The following is a 21,578-nucleotide window of genomic DNA, read 5'->3' on the forward strand; positions in this document are numbered from 1 at the left end:
GGTCGATTTTCAGCAGGCAAGCCAAGCAAATGGCGCTTTGCGGTGGACTCATTGCTGAAAAAAAAAGACGCCCGAATGGGCGTCTAAAGGCTAAAGGGAGCAAAGAGCAAGCCTTCAAGAAAGCACTGGTCGGTCCACAGGTAAAACCGGCCAGGGTCGAACCTTACAGAAGGCTCATCGGGTACTCGATGATCAGGCGGACCTCGTCGATATCGCTCTCGAACGAAGTCGCGCGGTGGGTGGCCTCGCTGGTGTACGCCATCAGGCTGAGGTTGTTGTTGACTTTATAGGTGCCGCCAATGAAGTTGCTGACCCGCCAGTGCCAGTTGCGTGGTGGCGGCAATGACCGCCAGGGAGAGAGAGCTTAGTTTTGCGATGTTCATCGCTTACCCCAATTTATCTTATTAGTGTTGGTTCTCTGCCTATCGAGTTGATATCGGTACTCAGTAACTTCGTTCGCGGTCAATCTGGCCAAGCATCGACTCACCGCGTTGATGTCGGCGGATATTCTCCAGCAGCACGCCAAAGGCACTTTCCGGTTGGGTCATCGCAGCGATATGCGGTGTCAGCAGTATCTGCGGATGGTGCCAGAAGGGATGGTCCGGCGCCGCCGGCTCCTGTTGCAGTACGTCGAGCACCGCCGCGCTGAGTTGACCGCTGGCCAATGCCTCAAGCAGGTCTTCTTCTATCAGGTGCCCACCCCGACCCATATTGACCAAGGCCGCACCTTTGGGCAGGTGCTGGAACAGCTCACGATTGAGAATCCCTTTGGTCTGCTCGGTCAATGGCAGGACACACAGCACGATGTCGCATTGGCCGAGGAAGGCCGGAAGTTGCCCGGCACCCGCAAAGCAATCCACGCCTTCAATCTGATGTTCGCTACGCGCCCAGCCCGACAAGGCAAAGCCAAAAGGCTGCAACGTAGCCAGAATCTGTTGAGCCTGGGTGCCGAGCCCCATCACGCCCACCCGGCGTTTGGCTGCCGGTTGCAGCAGGTGAGCCTGCCAGCACCGGGCCATTTGTTGCTGGCGATAACGGAGCATATCCCGGTGCAGGCTCAGCACCGCAAAAGTGGCGTATTCGCACATGCCCCGGGTGATGCCCGGGTCGAGTAAACGTACCACCGGCAGGTTCGTTGGCAGCTTGGCAAGGTCAAGCTGATCGACTCCCGCCGACAAGGCGAACAGGACCTCCAGGTTTGGCAACGTTGTTTCGAGGTCGTCCGGCGCCTGCCAGGCCGCCAGGTAGCGAATATCCTGCGGATCGCCGATGTCCGGCCAGGCGCGCCATTCGATATCGGGGGCGTGCTCGGCGAACAGGCGCTTCCAGTGTTCGCCGCGCACCGGGTCGGCTTTATAGAGCAGGGCCATGGGTCATTTCTCGCATTAAATAGGGAGCCTCAAGCATGCCCGAGTGACGGAGCAGGATCTGTTGAATGATTCTGGGCAAACGCATGACGCTGCCTTGTAGAGGGCACATATCGGCAGATTCCATGGGGCCGGGCCACAGCTGAAGGATTCTGCTGTTTGCCCGGGTTAAAACAGTCGATCCGGATTTCTCAAGGGCCAAGTTCGGCTTAGACAATTGCGTCGAAAGCTTACCCTGTGAATCACGTCGCAGCCGCTACCCGGTTGCCAGACTCACCATGAGAGATGCCAATGAACAGTAAAGTCGAAGAAACCCCGAATTTGCTCCGTCAACGCGATCAATTTGTGCCCCGTGGGCTGGTCACCGCACACCCGCTGGTCATCGATCGGGCCCAGGGTAGTGAAATGTGGGACGTGGACGGCAAGCGCTACCTGGATTTCGTCGGCGGCATCGGCGTGCTGAACATCGGCCACAATCACCCCAGGGTGATCGCGGCGGTGCAAGCGCAATTGCAAAAGGTCAGCCATGCCTGCTTCCAGGTAGTGGCCTACAAACCCTATCTCGACCTCGTACAACGCTTGTGCGAGTTGGTCGGTGGTGGCGAAGCCTACAAGGCGGCGCTGTTTACCTCCGGTGCAGAGGCTGTGGAGAACGCGGTGAAGATCGCCCGCGCGCATACCAACCGCCCTGCGGTCATCTCCTTTCGTGGCGGTTTCCATGGGCGCACGCTGCTCGGTACGACCTTGACCGGCATGAGCCAACCCTACAAGCAGAACTTCGGGCCTTTCGCTCCCGAGGTTTTTCATACCCCGTACCCTAACGCCTATCGCGGTTTCACCAGCGAGATGGCCCTGCAAGCCCTGAACGAATTGCTGGCGACCCAAGTACCTGCGGACCGCGTAGCGGCGATCATCATCGAGCCGGTGCAAGGCGATGGCGGCTTCCTTTCCGCGCCGCCGGAGTTTCTCCAGGCGCTGCGGGCCCTGACCGAACAACATGGCATCGTGCTCATTCTCGATGAAATCCAGACCGGTTTCGGCCGCACCGGCAAATGGTTCGGTTTCCAGCACGCAGGCATTCAGCCGGATCTGGTCACCGTCGCCAAGAGCCTGGCCGGTGGTTTGCCGATATCGGGCGTAGTGGGGCGTGCACACATCATGGACGCGCCGTTACCCGGTGGTCTGGGCGGCACTTATGGTGGTAATGCCCTGGCTTGCGCGGCGGCATTGGCGGTGATTGAAGCTTACGAACAAGAGCAGTTGCTCGAGCGCGGTGAAGTGTTGGGCGAGCGGTTGCGTCAGGGCCTGCTGCGCTTGCAGGCACGTCACCCGCGCATTGGTGACGTGCGCGGCACCGGCTTCATGTTGGCGATCGAACTGATCAAGGACGATGAGGCCCGCAGCCCCGATGCCGAGCTCACCCAACAATTGATCGATCAGGCCAGGATTGGCGGGCTGCTGGTGATCAAGTGCGGGGTGTACCGTAATGTGCTGCGCTTCCTCGCGCCTCTGGTAACCGAAGAAGACCAGATCGACGAAGCGCTGGCGATTCTCGAGGCGGCATTGTCACGCGTGTTGAATTAAGCTCAAGCTGCGGTTGGCGCATCGTAGCGCCGCGCCAACCGCGGCATTTGGAACGCATGGATTGATGAATGCATCATGGGAGGCTACACACCATGTACCTGACTGATTATCGTGCACTGCTGATCGATTGCGACGAAGTCCTGGTCGATCGGGATTCCGGTATCTGGACAGCCCTGCAACCCTTGCTCGAAAACCATCCGGGCATGCCGGGCAGGGAAGAGGTATTGGCTGAGTTTGACGAGGCGGTGCGTACGCTCTATCCACGGTTTTCCGAACTGGGGTTCAGTGGCTTGTTGTGCTTTGCCCATCGCCAGTTGGCAGAGCGTTTGGGGCTCAAGGCCAGTTGGGAAGAAGGCATGAGTTTCGCCCGTTCGGCGTGCAACTGGTCGTTGTTCGAGGACGCGCCCGGTGCCATGTTGTATTTGCGCAAATTCTATCGGTTGCTGGTGTACTGCGATCGTGATGCCGAAGATCGCGAGCAACTCTGTGAACGTTTGGGGATTGCGCTCGAAGACCTGCATTCCCGAGCCAGCAATCCATTGGAGGATGGCGCTTGGTTGTTGAGCAACAGCCTGGAGCCAAAAAATATTCTGCAGATTTCCAGACCTCCGGCACAGCCACCAAAATCGGCTGGTTTGTGCCTGATCCGGCGTGGTCATGAGAACTATACCCAGGAATATTCCGCGGATTTTTGCATCACCAGCATGGCCGACCTGGTCGCTCAGCATCAGCTATCTTTACGACGCTGAGTTTGCTAAAAACACTGTCTAACCGAATGGCAATCACGAGGTACCCGATGGAAGGTTTAATCAAACTAGACCGAATTGATATCAGTATCCTTGTTGAACTTCAAAAAGACGGTCGAATGACCAACGTCAGTCTGGCCGACGCGGTGGGCCTGTCATCTAGCCCATGCTTGCAGCGGGTCAAGCGGCTTGAATCGGCCGGCTATATTTCCGGGTATAGAGCTCATCTGAACTTAGCCAAGATCACTGACTTCGTCACTGTTTTTACTGAGGTCACACTCAGCGACCATAAGCGGGAGGACTTCGCCAAGTTCGAATCCAATATTCGCCTGGTCGATGAAGTACTCGAGTGCCATTTAGTCAGCGGCGGTTACGATTACCTGGTGCGCTTCATGACCTGCAGTATTCAGCATTACCAGGAAGTGATCGAAGGGCTGCTGGACAAGAACATCGGTATATCCAAGTACTTCAGTTACATCGTCATCAAATCTCCTGTACTCAAGGATGGTGTCCCGCTCCGTCGGCTATTACGTCACTGAGGCTGGCCCGGTAACTTGGTTTTGCTGATTTCCCTGGCCGCTTAAATTCGATGCTTGCCAATGAGGCGGCAGGGTTACAGTTAATTGTGCATTTGGTTCTATAGTTCCAAACTTAAAACTATCCAATGAGAATGGGAATTGATATTATTAACTACAATTCCTGCCGGCTCCTGATGTGCCCGGTAATCTTCTCAAAGGTTGTCTGTCCATGCGTCGAACTCTCGTTTCTCTGTGTGTGATCCAAGCCATCTCCCAGACCAGCTGGGCTGAACAATCCTCGACTGAGCCTGCATCGATAGAGTTACAAGCGATCGACATCAATGGCACATTCGAAGAGCAGGCCCTTGGGCCGGTCCAGGGGTATCGAGCGAGCCGTTCGGCCAGTGCGACGCGCACCGACACTTCAATCCACGAAACACCACAGTCCATCAGCGTGGTGACCAAGGACGTCGTCGAAGACCTCAGTGCCACTCGATTGCAGGACGCGCTCGATTACGCTGGCGGGGTAGGGCGGGCCAACAATTTCGGCGGCCAGGGGCTCACGACTTTCACCGTGCGCGGATTTACTACCGGTGAGTTTTATCGCAACGGGTTCCCGATCAACCGTGGCTATCCGAACATGCCCGATGCGAACACCATCGAGCGCCTGGAGGTCCTGCGCGGCCCGGCGACCATGTTGTATGGTCGCGGCGATCCTGGCGGCACGTTCAACGTGGTATCCAAGCAGCCGCTGGCCGAGCGCACCGTCACGCTGGGCAGCCAACTCAATGATCAAGGCATGCGTCGCGGTACGCTGGATGCCTCTGGCCCGTTGGACGAAGAAGGTCGTTTGGCCTATCGCCTGAATGTGGTGGGTGAGGGCGGCGACACCTTCCGCGACCATGTTGAAACGGAGCGCTACGGCGTGACGCCGGTCCTGAGCTGGCAGGCTACCGATGACACCAAGGTTGTGTTCGAGGGTGATTTCATGCGCAACAATCATCCGCTGGATCGCGGCGTGACGCGTTATCCCAATCAAATCGGCACGGCCTCTCGCGACACTTTCTTCGGCGAAAAAGACGTCGGCAAACTGCACAACGACAACAACATGGCACAGCTGCGTTTCGAACACCTGCTGAGCGATAACTGGACCTTGGGCGGTGGCTTCCAGTGGCTGGACGGTACGCTGCAAGGCAATGCCGTTGAAGCCAACGGCGTGGCCGCAGACGGGCGCACTCTAGGCCGCAACTTCAACTACCGCAAACTGGAGTGGACGGACAAGGACACCCAACTCAACCTCACCGGACATTTCAGCGCGGGCGGTTTCGATCACACCTTGCTGGCCGGCGTCGAGTACGAGGATTACGACTACCAGTCGATCATCCAGCGCTCCAGCGGGGCGGTGAGTGCCTACCCGATCGATATCTTCGACCCGGTATATGGCCAGCCCCGTCCGGCCTTGACCCGAACCCCGACCGACGACCAGGAAAACCTCAAGACCTACGCCGCGTTCGTCCAGGATCAGGTGGCCTTGACCGAACGTTTGCGAGTCCTGGCCGGAGCCCGTTTCGAGCGTTTCGAGCATGACTATGAAACCTTCGTGCCGGGCGGCAGAAGCTGGCAGGCCAGCGACAATGCCGTGACCCCGCGCATCGGGGTTACCTATGACCTCACGGACACCGTGGCGGTCTATGCCGATACGGCTCGCTCGTTCAAGCCCAATACCGGTGCCAGTCGCCAGGGCGGTGGGTTTGACCCGGAAAAGGGCAAGTCGTATGAGCTGGGTTTCAAGTGGGAAGCGCTGGACAGTCAGCTGAGTGTCGATGCAGCGATCTATCAGATCGAAAAGCGCAACGTGCTCACCACCGACCCCGTCGACTCGACGTTCAGCGTGGCGGCGGGCGAAGTTCGTAGCCGTGGCTTTGATCTGAATGTGGCCGGCAACCTCACGCCAGAGTGGCGCATTATCGGTGGCTACGCCTATGTGGATGCCGAAGTCACCCAGGACAACGTGCTGAAGTCAGGCACCCGCCTGATGAATATTCCGCGCAACAGTTTCAGCCTGCTGAACGTCTATGAGTTTCAGGACGGAGGTTTCAAAGGGCTGGGCCTGGGCCTGGGAGCCAAGTATGTGGACGAGCGCGCCGGCCAGACCGCGGCCAATGCCTTCTCCATGGAAAGCTACAAGGTGTTTGACCTGCTCAGCTATTACAAAGTCAACGAACATCTGCGGCTTAACCTTGACCTGAAGAACCTGTTCGACAGCCACTATGACGAAGGCGCCTTTGGCAACGTCTACGCGTATCCGGGCGCACCGAGAACCGTGCAGGCGGGAATTTCATACACCTTGTAGAGAGGACTTTGCTGGGGCGCGCGCGGCGTATCGGTTTAACAAGCTGATGGGATAAGCCAGGGGCGCTCAGGATCAATAAAATGACGCTCAGAGAAGTGCTATGATATAACATATCGCTATTGCGCCGGGTTGGGTTCGTCCGTCGTGTTTGCCAAGCCAGAAGAGGAGCAGCGTGATGTTGGCGCCTGAGTTAAATTCTTTGCCCCGCCAGGTAATGGGAACGGGTGCAGAGAGAAAAAAGAAATCGACAACGCTTGCCTCGCTTGGCGCGCTGACCTTTGGTCTTGTGGGCGAAATCGCGTGTGCCATGGAACAGCAGGGCACCGCGTTCACCCTGGAGCCCATTGAGGTTTCGAGCAGCCATGAAGTCGCCGACGGCCCGGTATCCGGCTATCGCGCGACCCGTTCGGCGACGGCTACCAAGACCAGTACAGACATCCGCGATATCCCGCAAAGCATCAACGTCATACCTGCCCAAGTGTTAGAAGACCTCAACGCTACCCGTATTGATCGCGCTTTGGATTTTGCTGGCGGGGTAGGCAGGCAGAACAACTTTGGCGGTCTGACCCTTCTCAATTACAGCGTGCGCGGTTTCATCACCGGCGAACTCTACAAAAACGGCTTCGCAGTCAATCGTGGCAGCTACAGTGCACCGGATGCATCGGGAATAGAACGAATCGAAGTGCTCAAAGGTCCGGCTGCCAGTCTGTACGGCCGCGGAGACCCGGGTGGGATGATCAACATTGTCAGCAAGCGGCCGCAGCCTGAAGCGTTCAGCGAATTCAAAGCCAGCGCCGGAAGTTGGGACCGTTACCGCAGCAGTCTGGACGTCAACACACCACTCACCGAAGACGGCAGCCTGCTGTCCCGAGTCAATCTGGCGGTAGAGGACAACAATAGCTTTCGTGACTATGTCGGCAACCAGCGAAAGATCGTCAGTCCGTCGCTCGGCTGGCAACTCGACTCCGATACGCGCTTGTTTATAGACAGTGAGTTTTCGCGCACCGAGTCGGTATTTGATCGCGGTATACCGGCCGTAAACGGCGAGCTTGGCTCGGTGAAACGCTCCACGTTCCTTGGCGAACCCAATGATGGAGATATCAGGAATGACAACCAGACGCTGGACCTGGCACTTGAGCACTACTTGAACGATGCCTGGAAGGTACGTCTGGCGAATCATTACACCCAAGGTACGCTGCAAGGCGAAAGTTCTGAAACCCAGCGCCTGATTGGCAACAGGGTGACGCGTTTCCATCGAGATCGCAGTTTCGAGTGGAATGACAACATCACCCAGGCCGAATTGCACGGCACCTTCGAGACTGGTAGATGGCAACACCAAACGTTGTTCGGGTTGGAATACGAGAACTATCGCAACAGCCAGAAATACCCGCAGAGCGCGACCTCTCTTGGGTATGGTCTAGACATCTACAACCCGGTGTATGGGCAACCCAAGCCGGTCATCGTCAACCCGAATGACTTCCATGAACGCACAGAAAGCTATGCCCTTAATCTGCAGGACCAGATTATTTTTACCGAGCGGCTGCGTGGCCTGGTGGGTTTGCGACTCGAACATTTCGAACAGACATCACTCAATCGCACCAGTGGGGTCAGCAACGAACAAGAGAAGGACGTTGCCAACCCGCGTTTCGGTCTGCTCTATCAGCTAACACCACAGGTGGGTGTATTCGCTAACGCGTCCACTTCAGTTCGCCCCAATACCATCGGTAACCAGGGCCAAGTGTTCAAGCCGGAGAAGGGTATTGGCTACGAAACGGGCCTAAAGCTCGATCTGTTCGACAGTCGCGTCGGCGGCACCATCGCTCTGTTTCATATCGACAAAGAGAACGTGCTAACCACCGACGCCAATGGCAATAGCATCGCTGCCGGCAAGGCCCGCAGTCAGGGTTTGGATATGCAATTCAGTGGGCAGTTGACCGAGGCCGTACGCATCATCGGCGCCTATGCCTATATCGATGCCGAAGTCACCAAGGGCGACCAGTCGATACCTGCGGGCAGCGACCTGCTTGGTGTTGCCCGCCATAGCGGCAGCCTGTTGGCGGTGTACGAATTTCAGGATGGCGCCCTGCGCGGTTCGGATTTCGGAGCAGCGGCCAACTACGTTGGCGACCGCTCCGGTCAGGCTGGGAGCGACTTCGAATTGCCCGCCTACAGCACGGTCGATCTGCTGGCCCATTACAAGGCCAGCGACGCCATCACAGTCGGCGTGAACCTGAACAACCTTTTTGACCGCAAGTATTACGAACGCTCCTACAACAGTACCTGGGTCATGCCAGGCGATCCGCGCAACGTCAACTTCAGCCTAACCATCAACCTCTAAGTGCAAGGTAGTATTTCATGACTATTCACAAGCCCTCCCTCCTTGCAAGCCTATGTGCTGCCTTGTTTATTGGACAGGTTCAAGCGCATGGTTTGTGGACCGAACAGCGTCGCGGCAATATCGAAGTTATCTATGGTGATGGCGCGGAAGATGATGCGTTCAAAGCGGAAAAAATCAGCGGTGCCTGGGCCTATGACGCAACCGGCAAACAGATTCCGGTAACGATACAGCGCCTCAACGATCACGCGCGCCTGCAACCGATCAAGCCCCCGGCAATCTTGGCCGTGGCTCTGGATAATGGTGCCTGGTCACAAACACCGGACAAGAAATGGGTGAATTCCGGACGCTCGCAAGTTCCGAACTCCGTGCATTCGCTTCATACCTACAAGTACAGCCTGGCCATCTATCAGGAGGGGGCCAGACTGCCGGCTCTGGAGAAAATGAAGTTAGTCATTGTGCCGCAGATCGACCCGCTTAACGTCGGCCCTGGTAAACCACTGCCGGTGCGCGTACTGCTGGACGGCAAACCCGCAGCGGGCGTCAAGCTCATCGGGGACTACCGTAGCGCGCCGCATGAGGTCAGCGCCGAGACAAATGCCGAAGGTCGAGCAGAAATAGTGGTGCGTAACGAAGGCCTCAACATCATCGCTGCAGAAGTCAATGTACCGGTCGAGAATGACAACGATATCAGCGAACGTGGCCTATTCACCTCTCTGACTTTTCTTGGCAGTTCGCACCATGATTAGTACTGCATCTTTGGGCTGAACAAAGCCGCAGCCGCCCCTGGGCGGCTGTATCGCAGCGGCGACAGGGACTGATAAATGACTACAGTCACAGCAGTCGTGTGATTAAAGCCCATTTCAACCCAAGCTTTGAACGTTGGGCGAGGGTTACGCTGCGTTTGCATGGGGCACAAGTCGACACCTTCCATGGGGCTGACTACAGCTGAAGGATTCTGCTGCCTGCCGGGGTGAAAACAGTCGATCCGGATTTCTCGGAGGCCAAGTTCGGCGGCCATGACCCACGAGCGCGTGTTCGACTACCGCCCGGGCGAAGTCTACTGGTGCACCGCCGACGTCGGCTGGATCACCGGCCACACCTACATCGTCTACGGCCCATTGGCCAATGGCGCGACCACCTTGCTGTTCGAAGGCGTGCCGAACTATCCGGACATCACCCGGGTGGCGAAGATCGTCGACAAGCACAAGGTCAATATCCTCTACACCCCGCCGACCGCGATCCGCGCGATGATGGCCTCGGGCACTGCCGCCGTGGAAGGCGCCGATGGCAGCAGCCTGCGTCTGCTGGGATCGGTCGGCGAGCCGATCAACCCGGAAGCCCGGGCGTGTGGACGACGTGCTCAACGTGTCCGGCCACCGTATGGGCACCGCCGAGATCGAAAGCGCGATGGTCGCCCACCCGAAAGTCGCCGAGGCGGCGGTGGTCGGTGTGCCGCATGACATCAAGGGGCAGGGCATTTATGTCTATGTCACGCTGATCGGTGGTGAAGTGCCGACCGAGCAATTGCGCCTGGAGCTGAAAAACTGGGTGCGCAAAGAGATTGGCCCGATTGCTTCGCCGGATGTCATCCAGTGGGCGCCGGGGTTGCCGAAGACGCGTTCGGGCAAGATCATGCGCCGGATTCTGCGCAAGATCGCGACGGCGGAATACGATGGGTTGGGGGATATCTCCACCCTGGCGGATCCGGGTGTGGTGCAGCATCTGATCGACACCCACAAAACCATGAACGCTTCATAAACTACAAATAAGCTATGTCGAGCATGAAGCTTCGTCTGGTACGGGAAGTTCTAAAGCGCAGATTCCCGGCGGGAAAGGGCCCAACCTATTTCAGGTTGGGCCCTTTGGTCACTGATCTTTTTCGCAGTTCACCATCCACGACACCCCAAACCGATCGACCAGCATGCCGAAGCGCGCCGCCCAGAACGTGGCCTCCAGTGGCATTTGCACCTTGCCGTCTTCGGCCAGTGCCGTGAACACGCGCTCCGCCTCGGCAATGCTGTCGACATTCAGCGACACCGAACATCCGGCCATTTCATCCGTGGGGCGATCCGGTGTGGTGTCCGAGCCCATGATCGCCTGATCGCCCACCGACAGGCGGGTATGGATGATCAGGTTGTGCAGGTCCGCCGCAAAGTGTTCGCGCGCGGGGCTTTCACCGAAGGTCATCATCATTTCGATCTGGCCTTGCAGGGCTTGGGCATAGAAGGTGAAGGCGGCTTTGCAGTCGCCATTGAAGATGAGATAGGGATTGATTTTCATGTTTCAGCTCCCGGTCATTGAAGGGTACACATCGGTTGACCCTGTGCCTGGCCTGTGAATTCCGATGTGCGTCGACTCGGGTAGCAAAGCCCTAAAAAGCAGCGGGCGGTTGGGTTTTTTTAGATGTTTTTTCTATGGACGAGGCCAGGCTTATCGCCTCGGGCACCCGTCGCGGCGCGAGCACACGCTCGATGGCGCCGCGCACCAGGCTTTCGAGCAATTCATCACGCTCCGGCTCATCCAGCGCAGGCTGCGCCAGCCAGCTGGGTGCGCTGTTGAGCAAGGCGGCAATCGCATGCCCGGCGGCCAACCGGCCCTGTTCACTGAACCGCGACCGAGTGCCGAGTATCTGCAGCAATTTGCATTCGTACTGCTCGCGCAGTTGTCGCACCCGTTGCTGCTGCTCTTCGTTCAGGCAGCCGCTGTCGCGCTCCACCAGGCGAAAATGCCAGGGCATCTCCTGATGCAGGTTCACATGCGCGCGGATCAGCGCCTGCAGTTTGTCGCGCTTGGCCGGCGCCTGTTGGGCGATACGCCCCAGGGTGGCCAGCAGCTCTTCGTAGAACTCTTCGATCAGATCCAGCAGCAAGTGCTGCTTGCTGGGGTAATGGTGATACAGCGAGCCCGGGGAGAGCCCCAGGCAAGTCGCGAGCTCACGCATGCCGACCTGGCCGAAACCCTTGCTGGCAAACAGCTCCAGGACTTTGTCCCGGTACTCGGCAAAACGTGAACAACGCTCAGGCATAGGCATGGAAGCCGCGCCCCGTTTTACGTCCCAGGTAGCCGGCGGCGACCATTTCCTTGAGCAGTGGAGCAGGGCGGTATTTGCTGTCGTTGAAGCCCTCGTAGAAGGCCTCGAGAATCGCCAGCACGGTGTCCAGGCCGATCAGGTCCGCCAGGGCCAGCGGGCCGATGGGCTGATTGCAACCCAGGCGCATGCCGGCGTCGATCTCTTCGGCGCTGGCCAGGCCTTCCTGCAACACCAGGACCGCTTCGTTGATCATCGGCACCAGGATCCGGTTGACCACGAAGCCCGGGCGGTTGCCGGCGGTGATCGCGGTCTTGCCCAGGGTGGTGGCCATGTCCAGTGCCAGGGCGTGGGTCGCGTCGCTGGTTTGCAGGCCGCGGATCACTTCGATCAGGCCCATCACCGGCACCGGGTTGAAGAAGTGCAGGCCGATGAAACGTTCGGGCTGGTTGACGCTGGCGGCGAGTTGGGTAATGGACAGCGACGAGGTGTTGGAGGCGATCACGCAGTCGGGGCTGACCTGCGCGGCGATCTGTTGCAGCACGCGCAATTTCAGCTCGAGGTTTTCCGTGGCGGCTTCGATCACCAGTTGCACGTTCTGCAGGCTGCTGTAGTCGGTACTGGTACGGATCCGGTCGAGGGTGGCGAGTTTTTGCTCCTGGGTCAGCGTATCCTTGGCGATTTGCCGATCAAGGTTTTTGCCGACCGTCGCAATGGCCTTTTGCAGGGCGCTGTCGGAAATGTCGATCAAGGTCACCTTGAAGCCGGCCAGGGCGCAGACTTGCGCAATGCCGTTGCCCATGGTGCCCGCACCGATCACGCCAATGTCTTGCAGATTCATGTTCTGTGTCCTTGCGCTCAAACCTTGCGATACCTTGGCCGCCGCAACGGCCGAAGGCGTACTATTGGCCACGAGTCTAGAACTGGCAGGGCGGTTGTCCTATGCCGAAACTGTTCAACGCAACTGGTGTTTTTTGCCAGTCGGTCATGGGGAGAGAAGCGTTCAAATGCGGGAAAAAGACTCGGTGGCCGCCTACTTCATGCAGGCCATGGTCCAGGGGAAGGGGAACGATCCACAGCGCGTGGGGGCTGCGCTGGAACAGGCGGGCATCGACCCGGTATCGATGGAACAACCCACGGCACGGGTGCCGGCCAGTGCATTCGCCGCCCTGTGGCTGATCCAGATCCGCGAACTCGACGACGAATTCTTCGGCCTCGACTCCCATGGCATGCCACCGGGCAGCTTCGCCCTGATCTGCCGGGCGCTGATCCAGGAGCCCGACCTGCACAAAGCCATGCGCCAGTGCCTGGTCAACTTCGCCCTGTTCCTGCGGGATTTTCGCGGCACCCTGACCGTGCGCGGCAAACGGGCGGTCATCAGCCTGGAAACCCGCGCGCAAAACGATGACCTCGCCCGTTTTGGCGAAGAGACCTTCCTGATATTGATGATCAGCCTGCTGTGCTGGCTGGGCGGTCGACGCATCCCCATCGATCGTGCGGACTTTCGCCATCAACGCATCTCCCTGAGCGATGACCGTCTGCTCTGGGGGCACAACCTGACCTTCGGCGCCGAGCGCACCGAGATCGAATTTGCCAGCCACTACCTGCGCTTGCCGGTGGTTCAGGACCTGGCCTCGTTGAAAATATTCCTGCGCACCGCCCCGCAATGGCTGGTGATCCGCTTCCGCAACCAGCACGGCCTGGCGTCGCAGGTGCATCAGCGCCTGCGCCACAGCCATTACAGCGAATGGCCGACCTTGCAGGCCTTCGCCCTGGAACAGCACCTGAGTTCCAGCACCTTCCGCCGCAAACTGGAGCGCGAAGGCTGTTCGTATCAGGAGATCAAGGATGAAGTGCGGCGCGGGGTGGCATTCGAGCAGTTGCGCCAGAGCAAGGCGAGCATCGGCGATATTGCCGAGCGGTTGGGGTTCCAGGAGCCGAGTGCGTTTCATCGGGCGTTCAAGAAGTGGACGGGGGAGAGTCCGGGGCGCTATCGGGCGCGGTTTCAGGGGAATTGTCAGAAGGCTCTGACAGACCGATCTGATTAAGCGCGACCCCGATGTTTTCGGTGGTTTCGGGCTGTAGAGTCGCAGCTCCTAGTCTCTGTTCAACGCTGTTTGCAACCGTGAGTCTTGAAGACATGGAAGCTCGCTTTAATCAGGCAACTGCGGATGACTTGGAATGTTCGGTTTCACCCCACTGTAGAAGTGTGTCGAACAGCTCGGAAGCGCCGAAGATCACTCGATCCTCATCAGAGCCACGCCTGGGTCAAGCGAGCAACGTTTAGTTGTTTCCGCCTGCGCAATCTTCCGGCTGAAGTACCATGGCGGCATTGTCGTGTTCAGCGACCTGCCTTTGCCGAGTCCATCGCCCTATGCCTGCGGCCCTTTCCCGCGTCACTACGCTACTCGATCAGGCCAGACGCGCCTTGCTGCTGGTCTGGGGCACCTCTCGAGGTTTGTTCCTGGGGCTGGTGCTGGCCACCCTGATCGCCGGTGTACTCCCGGCCCTGGCCGCCTGGCTGGGCCAGCGCATCGTCGATGCGGTGGTCTTCGCCATGCAGTTGCACGCGCAGCAGGGCAGTGCGCCATTGTGGCCGGTGGTGCGTTATGTGTTGTTCGAAGCCGGCGTGCTCGCCTTGCTGTCCGGGACCCAGCGGGCGCTGTCGGTGCAGCAGTCGCTGTTGCGGGTGCAGCTGGGGCAGAAGGTCAACACGATGATTCTGGAAAAGGCCCAGACACTGTCGCTGGTGCAATTCGAGAATTCCGAGTTCTACGACAAGCTGGTGCGGGTGCGGCGCGAGGCCTCGACCCGGCCGTTGGCGCTGGTGATGAAGTCGTTGGGGCTGATCCAGAACCTGATCGTATTGATCAGCTTCGGTGTGTTGCTGGTGCATTTTTCGCCGTGGGCCCTGGTGCTGCTGGTGGTCGGCGCGTTGCCGGTGTTCTTTGCCGAAGCGCATTTTTCCGGGGATGCCTTCCGGCTGTTCACCCGCCGTGCGCCGGAGAGCCGGCAGCAAAATTACATCGAGACACTGCTGTCCCACGAAGGCTATATCAAAGAGGTCAAGCTGTTCGGGTTTGCGCCGCTGCTGTTGAAGCGTTATCGCGACACGTTCGCCCGTCTCTATGCCGAAGACCGACGGTTGACGCTGCGGCGTGATGGCTGGGGTTTCGGCTTGGGCCTGCTGGGCACCGCGGCGTTTTACCTGGCCTATGCCTGGGTGGTGGTCGATACCGTGCACGGCAGCATCAGCCTTGGCCAGATGACCATGTACCTGGTGTTGTTCAAGCAGGGGCAGACGGCGGTAAGCAGCAGCCTCAGCGCCATCAGTGGTCTTTATGAGGATGGCCTCTACCTGTCGAGTCTCTATGAGTATCTGGCCGAACCGGTGGTGGTCGATACCGGCAGCCTGACGGTGGGCGCGGTGCCCGGCGATGGTTTGCGTTTCGAGAACGTCGGTTTCCGTTATCCGGGAGCCAGTCGCGCCGCGCTGGAAGGCATCGATCTGCACCTTGTGCCCGGCCACAGTGTGGCGCTGGTGGGGGAGAACGGTTCGGGCAAGACCACGCTGATCAAACTGCTGGCCCGTCTGTACCGTCCCGATCAGGGCCGCATCCTGCTGGACGGCAGCGATCTGCAGGCGTGGGAAGAAGACGCGCTGCGTCGACGCATCGGCGTGATTTTTCAGGACTACATCCGTTACCAGTTTTCGGTTGGCGAGAACATCGGGGTCGGCGACACCTTGGCGTTCAATGATGAACAGCGTTGGCAGGCGGCTGCCGCCGAGGGTATGGCTGCGCCGTTTATCGAGCGTCTGGATCGCGGTTATGCGACCCAACTCGGGCGCTGGTTCGCCGGTGGGCAGGAACTGTCCGGCGGGCAATGGCAGAAGATCGCCTTGTCCCGCGCCTACATGCGCCGCGAGGCCGACATCCTGATTCTCGATGAGCCGACCTCGGCGCTCGACCCGGCGGCGGAAGCGGCGGTGTTCGAGCATTTCAGCGAGCACACCGAAGGCCGCATGACGTTACTGATTTCCCACCGCTTTTCCAGCGTGCGCAATGCCGATCACATCATCGTGCTGGATCAGGGTTCGATCCTGGAGCGGGGGGACCACGACAGTCTGGTGGCCGCGGGCGGGCGCTATGCGCAGTTGTTCAACTTGCAGGCCAGGGGGTATCGCTGAGCTTCAGGAATCCTGAGCGCGCCGAGGCACAGCCGGCCCCGCGACCTGGGCCGGCGGTGTCGACTGCATCAAGTTATCCAGTGCCTTGCGGTAGGTTTGCCCACCCCGGCTCATGCTGTTGTTGTGCGATGCGCCGGGCACCAGCAACAGGCGCTTGGGCTCTACGGCCGCATTGAATAATTGCTCGCTGAAGCGCGGCGGCACGTAGCGGTCGTCCAGCCCGTGGACCACCAGCAACGGCATGTTGATCCCGGCGATCTTGTCGATGGAATCGAATTTCTGCGACAGCAGCCAGCGCACCGGCAGGGACGTGTTGGCCATCGCCGTGGCGACATCGGCCAGAGAAGTGAACGTAGACTCGATGACCAGCCCGCGAGCCGGCACCGGGGTCTGCGCTTTTGCGGCTGTCTGGCCCAACTCGGCCGCCAGGTCGATGGCCACGGCGCCGCCGAGCGAATGACCGTAGATCAGCCGTTTGTTCGCGTCCGGTTGCAGCAACGTGAAGCGTTCCCAGGCAACCCGTGCATCTTCGTACACCGTGGTTTCCGACGGCAGGTCGCCGTGACTCTGACCGAAACCGCGGTAGTCGATGGCCAGCACCGAATAGCCCAGTGCCTGCAGTTGCTGGATGCGAAACAGCTGCCCGGTGAGGTTCCAGCGTACGCCATGCAGATAGAGGATCGCCGGCGCATTCGCCCGTTCCGCCGGCCACCACCAGCCATGAATACTTTGCCCGGCCTTGAAGCTTTTCGGCTGCAGCTCGAACTCCTGGACGCTGCTCGGCAAACCGCTGTACCAACTGGCAGTCCCCGGTTCGATGCGGAACAACAGCTCCCGCTCCTTATGCTCCAGCACCGCGCAACCCACGGGCAGGCCGACGAGCAGTGCGGCCATGCACAGCAGCGGCAGCCAGCGTCGGCGTAGACGAGCGAGGAGGGAAGCGGGCATCGGGCGGTCCCCGGTAAAAAAACCGAAGTTCGGGTTTTAACAGAAGCGTGCGCAGGGCGGGAAAAATTTCGACAGCCGTTCACCCGAACCCTGTAGGAGCCGGCTTGCCGGCGAAAGCGGTCTGTCAGCCAACACATTTACTGAATGTGCCACCGCCTTCGCCGGCAAGCCGGCTCCTACACGATGGCGTTGTTCACCCCATCAGATAGCCTGCGTCGTTCCTGCGTCGTTCCTGCGTTTTTCGCGAGCAGGCTCGTCCTGCAGGGTTCTGGGTAGTTTCAGGATCGGGCTCAATCCACCTGCAACACAATCTTGCCAATGTGCTCGCCCGCTTCCATCCGCGCATGGGCATGCGCGGCCTGGTCCAGCGGAAAAACCTTGTCGATCATCGGCAGGCAACGCCCGGCGGCGAGGACGGGCCAGACGTACTCGCGCAACTGCTCGGCAATCGAGGCTTTTTCTTCGCGGGTGCGCGCGCGCATCAGGGAACCGGTGATCGTCGCGCGCTTGCCCAGGATCGCCATCAGGTCGACCTCTTTGGCTTGGGCGCCGCCGAGAAAACCCAGCATCACCAGTCGACCGTCCATGCCCAGCGCCGCGAGATTCGGGTTCAGGTACGAGCCGCCCATGATGTCGAGGATCACATTGACGCCTTTGCCGGCGGTTTTCTCCTGGATGACCTGGACGAAATCCTGCTCGCGATAGTTGATCGCCTCGGCCCCCAGCTTGCGAATCGCCGCACACTTGTCTTCACTGCCCGCGGTGGCGAAGGCCTTGATTCCGAACTCTCGACACAACATCAGCGCGGTGGTGCCGATGCCGCTGGTACCGCCATGGATCAATGCGCGCTGGCCCTGGCTGGCGCCACCGATGTCGAACAGGTTGGCCCACACGGTGAAGAAGGTTTCCGGGACCGCCGCGGCTTGCACCCAGTCCATGCCATCGGGAATCGGCAGCGCCTGACTGGCCGGAGCGACGCAATATTGCGCATAGCCGCCGCCATTGGTCAGCGCACATACGCTATCGCCGAGGATGAATTCAGTGACGCCCTGGCCGATCGCCACGACTTCACCGGCCACTTCCAGCCCGGGGATCGGGCTCATGCCGGGCTTCATCGGGTACTTGCCGGCGCGCTGGATCACGTCGGGGCGGTTGACGCCGGCGGCGTGGACGCGGATCAGTATTTCGCCAGCCGCTACGGTGGGAACGGGTACCTGGCGTGGTTGCAGGACCTCGGGGCCGCCGGGTTGGGTGATCTCGATCTGGGTCATGGTTTGGGGCAAAGTCATGTCGTCTACCTGTCTGGAAGGTGATCTGTAGATGGGATCACTTGAATGTAAAAATCATTCAGTTCGTTACACCGATCAAAAATGTGGGATCGGGCTTGCTCAGGCGGGTTGTGATCGGCACAGGGCTCCAGTCGCTGGCCGGTACAGCAGCCGCATACCCAATTCCAACAACAGCGCCACTACAATCGCCCCCGCCGCAATCACAAACAGCACGGCATGCTGCCCGCCACTGGCGTTGAACAACGCCGAATAGGCAAACCCTGCGATCGCCTGGAACGTGGCGAACGAAACCGTGGCGCGGCTCCAGGCGATCTGCTGCTGATGAGGGTTCGGGATCAGTTCATGCACCCGGGCCAGCGCCAGCGGGACGATGCCCGGCGGGAATGAACCCAGAATCACCGCCAGCAGCGCCAGCGCGGTGAAAGAACTGGAGACTGACAGCGCGCCAACAGCCATGGCCTGCACCACCAGCACCAGCCGAATGCTCAAGCGTGCGCCCAATTGATCGGCGAGAAAACCATAGCTCACCGGCCCGATGATCGCGCCAAGGCCGTACATCACCCAAATCAGCGCGCCGATGTGGGGGCCGGCACCGAGCCCGCGGGCCACGTAATCCACCAGGAACACCATTGCCGGCACCAGGCCCGCCGCCATGAAGGCATATTGGGCAAACAACAGATAGACGCCAGGTGGGGTCGCTGGACTCGCATTGTTGTCCTGCACAGTCGTCGCATGATGGACGGCGGCCGGCCAGCCGAACCAGCTCGCGGCAGTCAGCACCAATGCCAGCACGCCAAGGCCGAACCAGGTGTTCTGCAAGCCAAGGCTCAGCAGCGGCGGAACGAGGGTCCCCGATCCGGCAATGCCCAAGCCTATGCCCAGAAAAATCGCACCGCTGGCCAGTCCTTTGCGAGACGCCGGTACTTGGGGCAATACCGTGGCGGCCACCAGCACCATGATTGCGCCGCCGGCCACGCCGGACAGCAGGCGCCACCCGAAGAACCAACTCAGCGACAACGGAAAGCCACAGGCGAAAAACGCCAGCGTCACCGCCAGCATCATCAGGCGCAGGGCGGTTTTGTTGGAGGTGCGACGGGCCAGCGGATGGCCGATCAAGGCACCGATCAGGTAGCCCACCAGATTGGCCGCGCCGAGGTAGACCACGTCATTGGCGGAAAACCAGTGGGCCTGGATCAGGGATGGAATCAATGGCGTGTAGGCAAACCGCGCCAGGCCGATGCTGACCAGGCTGGCGCAGAGGCCAGCGAAGATCGGCAGCCAGGTCGCGCTGCGTGGGGTGGTCGATGTGCTGTGCATGAGCGGTGTCCCGGGAGTGTTCTCAGGTGTTCAGCATATCGAGATTCCATGATGCAATAATGCAGCGATTTTGCGTTATGCTGATGCAAATACACAGCATCGGAAGACGCTATGAATTGGGATGACGCACGGGTATTTCTCGCGGTTTGCCGTGAGTCCACGCTCAGGGGCGCCGCACGGGTGCTGAATGTGGACCAGGCAACCGTCGGCCGCCGGATCACCGCGCTGGAAAAGTCCTTGAATGCGACATTGTTCCTGCGCACCTCGGAGGGTTATGCGCTGACCGCCGTCGGCGAGGCGGCATTGAAAGCCGTGGAAAAGATGGAGCATTCAGCGCTGGAGCTGCAGCGCCGCATTCAAGGCCTCGACGATCGGCTGACGGGTATCGTTCGGGTCAGTACCACCGATTCCCTGGCCATCGATTTCCTGATTCCGGCCATTGCCCGCTTGCATCGGCAGCACCCTGACGTGCGGGTGCAGCTGGACGCCTCAACGCAGATTCTCAGTCTGTCCAAACGCGAAGCAGACATCGCGGTGCGCAATTCCCGGCCGGACAATCCGGACCTGATCGCCCGGCGCATCGCGCGCTGGCCGGTGGGCCTGTTTGCGTCTCAAGCGTATGTGGACGCCCGCGGCGTGCCGGAGCCGGGTTCGGCCTTCGAGGGCCATGATCTGGTGGTTTATCAGCCGTACCTGCAGGGCAACAAGGACATGACCCTGGTCTCGGAGCCGCCGGGCCGCGGGCGGATCGTATCGAGCCTGAGCTCCAGCCTGCTGGTGCGCCGATCGATTGCCGCGGGGATCGGGCTGGGGGAAATTCCGGTGTACATGGGAGAGAGGGACGGGCTGGTCAGGCTATGGCCGGAGCGCACGCGACCGGTGCCTTATGACGTGTGGCTGGTGACCCACGCCGACTTGCGGCATACAGCCAGGGTGCGTGTGGTCATCGATGAAATTGTCGCGGTGTTTGCGGGGACGGGTGAGTAACGTTTAAAAGAGCGCAGCCTCGCTCCGCTCGAAAGCGCCTACCGGGGATTGGCGTTCCCTGCGGGCGCTCTCGAGCGGAGCGAGGCTGCGATCTTTTGATCTCATGGCATTTGCGGCAGTTCTTGCGGGCGCAGGTCGAACACCAACACCTCGGCATCCACACCCTTGCTCAAGGTCAACAGCTGTTCATCGCGAACCCGCACCCCATCGCCTTCCTGCAACGGCACGCCGTTGAGTTCGACGCTGCCACGGGCCACGTGCACGTAGGCATAGCGATTCGCACCCAGCTCCAGGCTGGCGCTTTCCTTGCCGTCGATCAGGCCGGCATACACCCGCGCATCCTGGCGCACTTTCAGCGAACCATGGGTCCCTTCAGGGGAGATGATCAGCTGCAGACGCCCGCGCTTCTTCTGCGTGCTGAAATGCTCCTGCTGATAACGCGGTTTGGCGCCGCTCAGTTCCGGCACGATCCAGATTTGCAGGAAATGCACCGGCCGTGTCGCCGAGTGGTTGTACTCGCTGTGGGCGACGCCACTACCGGCGCTCATCAGTTGCACATCGCCGGGGCGGATCACCGACCCGGTGCCCAGGGTGTCCTTGTGTTCCAGGGCGCCTTCGAGCACGTAGGAGAAAATTTCCATGTCACGGTGCGGGTGCTGGCCAAAGCCTTTGCCTGCCGCCACGCGGTCATCGTTGATCACCAGCAGGTCGGAAAATCCCTGTTCTTTCGGGTTGCGGTAGCTGGCGAAGGAAAAGGTATGAAAGGACTTCAACCAACCGTGATTGGCGGTGCCGCGATCAGAAGCCTTGCGAAGGGTCAGCATGATGAAGTTCTCCTGTGGGGACGCTGATTCGTCCGAGTGAGGAGAAGGTTAATGGTTACTGGCGGATGCAATAAGTGGCTGAAAATTGAA

18 protein-coding genes and 1 pseudogene are annotated in these 21,578 nt (G+C 59.8%); 10 read left to right on the forward strand and 9 right to left on the reverse strand.

The genetic code is table 11. The features are described 5' to 3' along the window. Positions 1–163 precede the first annotated feature (163 nt). Complete coding sequence (locus F8N96_RS35095) at positions 164–343, reverse strand: hypothetical protein (RefSeq protein WP_191635378.1); 180 nt, start codon at positions 341–343, stop codon at positions 164–166. 100 nt (positions 344–443) lie between these two features. Beyond that, positions 444–1,370, reverse strand: a complete 927-nt coding sequence (locus tag F8N96_RS20225; protein ID WP_150799310.1) for a 2-hydroxyacid dehydrogenase — start codon at positions 1,368–1,370, stop codon at positions 444–446. A 288-nt stretch (positions 1,371–1,658) separates the two neighbouring features. Here F8N96_RS20225 and gabT point away from each other — a divergent pair, with 288 nt between their 5' ends. The 7 genes and pseudogenes from gabT to F8N96_RS20260 all read left to right on the forward strand — a co-directional run. Further along, complete coding sequence (gabT, locus tag F8N96_RS20230) at positions 1,659–2,951, forward strand: 4-aminobutyrate--2-oxoglutarate transaminase (RefSeq protein WP_150799311.1); 1,293 nt, start codon at positions 1,659–1,661, stop codon at positions 2,949–2,951. A gap of 92 nt (positions 2,952–3,043) precedes the next feature. Continuing rightward, positions 3,044–3,700 (forward strand): HAD family hydrolase, encoded by a 657-nt coding sequence (locus F8N96_RS20235; protein WP_150799312.1) that lies wholly within the window; start codon positions 3,044–3,046, stop codon positions 3,698–3,700. 47 nt (positions 3,701–3,747) lie between these two features. Continuing rightward, positions 3,748–4,236, forward strand: a complete 489-nt coding sequence (locus F8N96_RS20240) for an Lrp/AsnC family transcriptional regulator (RefSeq protein WP_150762732.1) — start codon at positions 3,748–3,750, stop codon at positions 4,234–4,236. Between the two features lie 208 nt (positions 4,237–4,444). Further along, positions 4,445–6,568: a TonB-dependent siderophore receptor gene (locus tag F8N96_RS20245; RefSeq protein WP_150799313.1), complete on the forward strand. Its 2,124-nt coding sequence runs from the start codon at positions 4,445–4,447 to the stop codon at positions 6,566–6,568. A 307-nt stretch (positions 6,569–6,875) separates the two neighbouring features. Continuing rightward, positions 6,876–8,906, forward strand: coding sequence for a TonB-dependent siderophore receptor (locus F8N96_RS20250; RefSeq protein ID WP_150799458.1), 2,031 nt, complete (start codon positions 6,876–6,878; stop codon positions 8,904–8,906). 17 nt (positions 8,907–8,923) lie between these two features. Continuing rightward, a complete protein-coding gene (locus tag F8N96_RS20255; RefSeq protein WP_150799314.1) occupies positions 8,924–9,652 on the forward strand; it encodes a DUF4198 domain-containing protein in 729 nt (242 codons plus the stop codon). Positions 9,653–9,916: 264 nt separating this feature from the next. Then, positions 9,917–10,664: pseudogene (locus F8N96_RS20260) on the forward strand (AMP-binding enzyme); the annotation flags it as partial. A gap of 108 nt (positions 10,665–10,772) precedes the next feature. Here the strand turns inward: F8N96_RS20260 and F8N96_RS20265 are convergent. The 3 genes from F8N96_RS20265 to F8N96_RS20275 form a co-directional block, all read right to left on the reverse strand. Continuing rightward, positions 10,773–11,186, reverse strand: coding sequence for a VOC family protein (locus tag F8N96_RS20265; RefSeq protein WP_138965761.1), 414 nt, complete (start codon positions 11,184–11,186; stop codon positions 10,773–10,775). 91 nt (positions 11,187–11,277) lie between these two features. After that, a complete protein-coding gene (locus F8N96_RS20270; RefSeq protein ID WP_150799315.1) occupies positions 11,278–11,937 on the reverse strand; it encodes a TetR/AcrR family transcriptional regulator in 660 nt (219 codons plus the stop codon). Beyond that, positions 11,924–12,775, reverse strand: a complete 852-nt coding sequence (locus tag F8N96_RS20275; protein WP_150799316.1) for a 3-hydroxybutyryl-CoA dehydrogenase — start codon at positions 12,773–12,775, stop codon at positions 11,924–11,926. Before F8N96_RS20275 ends, F8N96_RS20270 begins: the two co-directional genes overlap by 14 nt. A gap of 166 nt (positions 12,776–12,941) precedes the next feature. On the opposite strand from F8N96_RS20275, the gene F8N96_RS20280 reads away from it, so the two are divergent. Continuing rightward, the gene (locus F8N96_RS20280) at positions 12,942–13,982 is read left to right on the forward strand and encodes an AraC family transcriptional regulator (protein WP_150799317.1); all 1,041 of its coding nucleotides are present in this window, start codon (positions 12,942–12,944) and stop codon (positions 13,980–13,982) included. A gap of 326 nt (positions 13,983–14,308) precedes the next feature. Next, entirely contained in the window at positions 14,309–16,123 is a 1,815-nt protein-coding gene (locus F8N96_RS20285; protein WP_150799318.1) for an ABC transporter ATP-binding protein, read from the forward strand. A gap of 3 nt (positions 16,124–16,126) precedes the next feature. Here the strand turns inward: F8N96_RS20285 and F8N96_RS20290 are convergent, their stop codons facing one another. The 3 genes from F8N96_RS20290 to F8N96_RS20305 form a co-directional block, all read right to left on the reverse strand. Continuing rightward, positions 16,127–17,071: an alpha/beta hydrolase gene (locus F8N96_RS20290; protein WP_150799319.1), complete on the reverse strand. Its 945-nt coding sequence runs from the start codon at positions 17,069–17,071 to the stop codon at positions 16,127–16,129. 290 nt (positions 17,072–17,361) lie between these two features. After that, positions 17,362–18,360, reverse strand: coding sequence for an NAD(P)H-quinone oxidoreductase (locus F8N96_RS20300; RefSeq protein ID WP_150799320.1), 999 nt, complete (start codon positions 18,358–18,360; stop codon positions 17,362–17,364). 99 nt (positions 18,361–18,459) lie between these two features. After that, positions 18,460–19,677, reverse strand: a complete 1,218-nt coding sequence (locus tag F8N96_RS20305) for a YbfB/YjiJ family MFS transporter (RefSeq protein WP_150799321.1) — start codon at positions 19,675–19,677, stop codon at positions 18,460–18,462. A 111-nt stretch (positions 19,678–19,788) separates the two neighbouring features. On the opposite strand from F8N96_RS20305, the gene F8N96_RS20310 reads away from it, so the two are divergent. Beyond that, on the forward strand, positions 19,789–20,664 hold the full coding sequence (locus F8N96_RS20310; protein ID WP_150799322.1) for a LysR family transcriptional regulator: 876 nt from the start codon (positions 19,789–19,791) through the stop codon (positions 20,662–20,664). Between the two features lie 101 nt (positions 20,665–20,765). On the opposite strand, the gene F8N96_RS20315 is transcribed toward F8N96_RS20310, so the two are convergent. Next, positions 20,766–21,488 (reverse strand): pirin family protein, encoded by a 723-nt coding sequence (locus F8N96_RS20315; protein WP_150799323.1) that lies wholly within the window; start codon positions 21,486–21,488, stop codon positions 20,766–20,768. Positions 21,489–21,578: the final 90 nt, after the last annotated feature.

This window comes from Pseudomonas fluorescens (assembly GCF_902497855.1).
In the GTDB taxonomy this organism is placed as follows: domain Bacteria; phylum Pseudomonadota; class Gammaproteobacteria; order Pseudomonadales; family Pseudomonadaceae; genus Aquipseudomonas; species Aquipseudomonas fluorescens_BI.

Bases quoted from the DNA above. Each gene is read 5' to 3' on its own strand.
- F8N96_RS20250 (WP_150799458.1), top strand. From the start codon at position 6,876: ATGGAACAGCAGGGCACCGCGTTCACCCTGGAGCCCATTGAGGTTTCG.
- F8N96_RS20225 (WP_150799310.1), bottom strand. From the start codon at position 1,370: ATGGCCCTGCTCTATAAAGCCGACCCGGTGCGCGGCGAACACTGGAAG.
- F8N96_RS20255 (WP_150799314.1), top strand. From the start codon at position 8,924: ATGACTATTCACAAGCCCTCCCTCCTTGCAAGCCTATGTGCTGCCTTG.
- F8N96_RS20310 (WP_150799322.1), top strand. From the start codon at position 19,789: ATGAATTGGGATGACGCACGGGTATTTCTCGCGGTTTGCCGTGAGTCC.
- gabT (WP_150799311.1), top strand. From the start codon at position 1,659: ATGAACAGTAAAGTCGAAGAAACCCCGAATTTGCTCCGTCAACGCGAT.
- F8N96_RS20235 (WP_150799312.1), top strand. From the start codon at position 3,044: ATGTACCTGACTGATTATCGTGCACTGCTGATCGATTGCGACGAAGTC.
- F8N96_RS20315 (WP_150799323.1), bottom strand. From the start codon at position 21,488: ATGCTGACCCTTCGCAAGGCTTCTGATCGCGGCACCGCCAATCACGGT.
- F8N96_RS20300 (WP_150799320.1), bottom strand. From the start codon at position 18,360: ATGACTTTGCCCCAAACCATGACCCAGATCGAGATCACCCAACCCGGC.
- F8N96_RS20285 (WP_150799318.1), top strand. From the start codon at position 14,309: ATGCCTGCGGCCCTTTCCCGCGTCACTACGCTACTCGATCAGGCCAGA.
- F8N96_RS20290 (WP_150799319.1), bottom strand. From the start codon at position 17,071: ATGCCCGCTTCCCTCCTCGCTCGTCTACGCCGACGCTGGCTGCCGCTG.
- F8N96_RS20275 (WP_150799316.1), bottom strand. From the start codon at position 12,775: ATGAATCTGCAAGACATTGGCGTGATCGGTGCGGGCACCATGGGCAAC.
- F8N96_RS20245 (WP_150799313.1), top strand. From the start codon at position 4,445: ATGCGTCGAACTCTCGTTTCTCTGTGTGTGATCCAAGCCATCTCCCAG.
- F8N96_RS20305 (WP_150799321.1), bottom strand. From the start codon at position 19,677: ATGCACAGCACATCGACCACCCCACGCAGCGCGACCTGGCTGCCGATC.
- F8N96_RS20270 (WP_150799315.1), bottom strand. From the start codon at position 11,937: ATGCCTATGCCTGAGCGTTGTTCACGTTTTGCCGAGTACCGGGACAAA.
- F8N96_RS20280 (WP_150799317.1), top strand. From the start codon at position 12,942: ATGCGGGAAAAAGACTCGGTGGCCGCCTACTTCATGCAGGCCATGGTC.
- F8N96_RS20265 (WP_138965761.1), bottom strand. From the start codon at position 11,186: ATGAAAATCAATCCCTATCTCATCTTCAATGGCGACTGCAAAGCCGCC.
- F8N96_RS20240 (WP_150762732.1), top strand. From the start codon at position 3,748: ATGGAAGGTTTAATCAAACTAGACCGAATTGATATCAGTATCCTTGTT.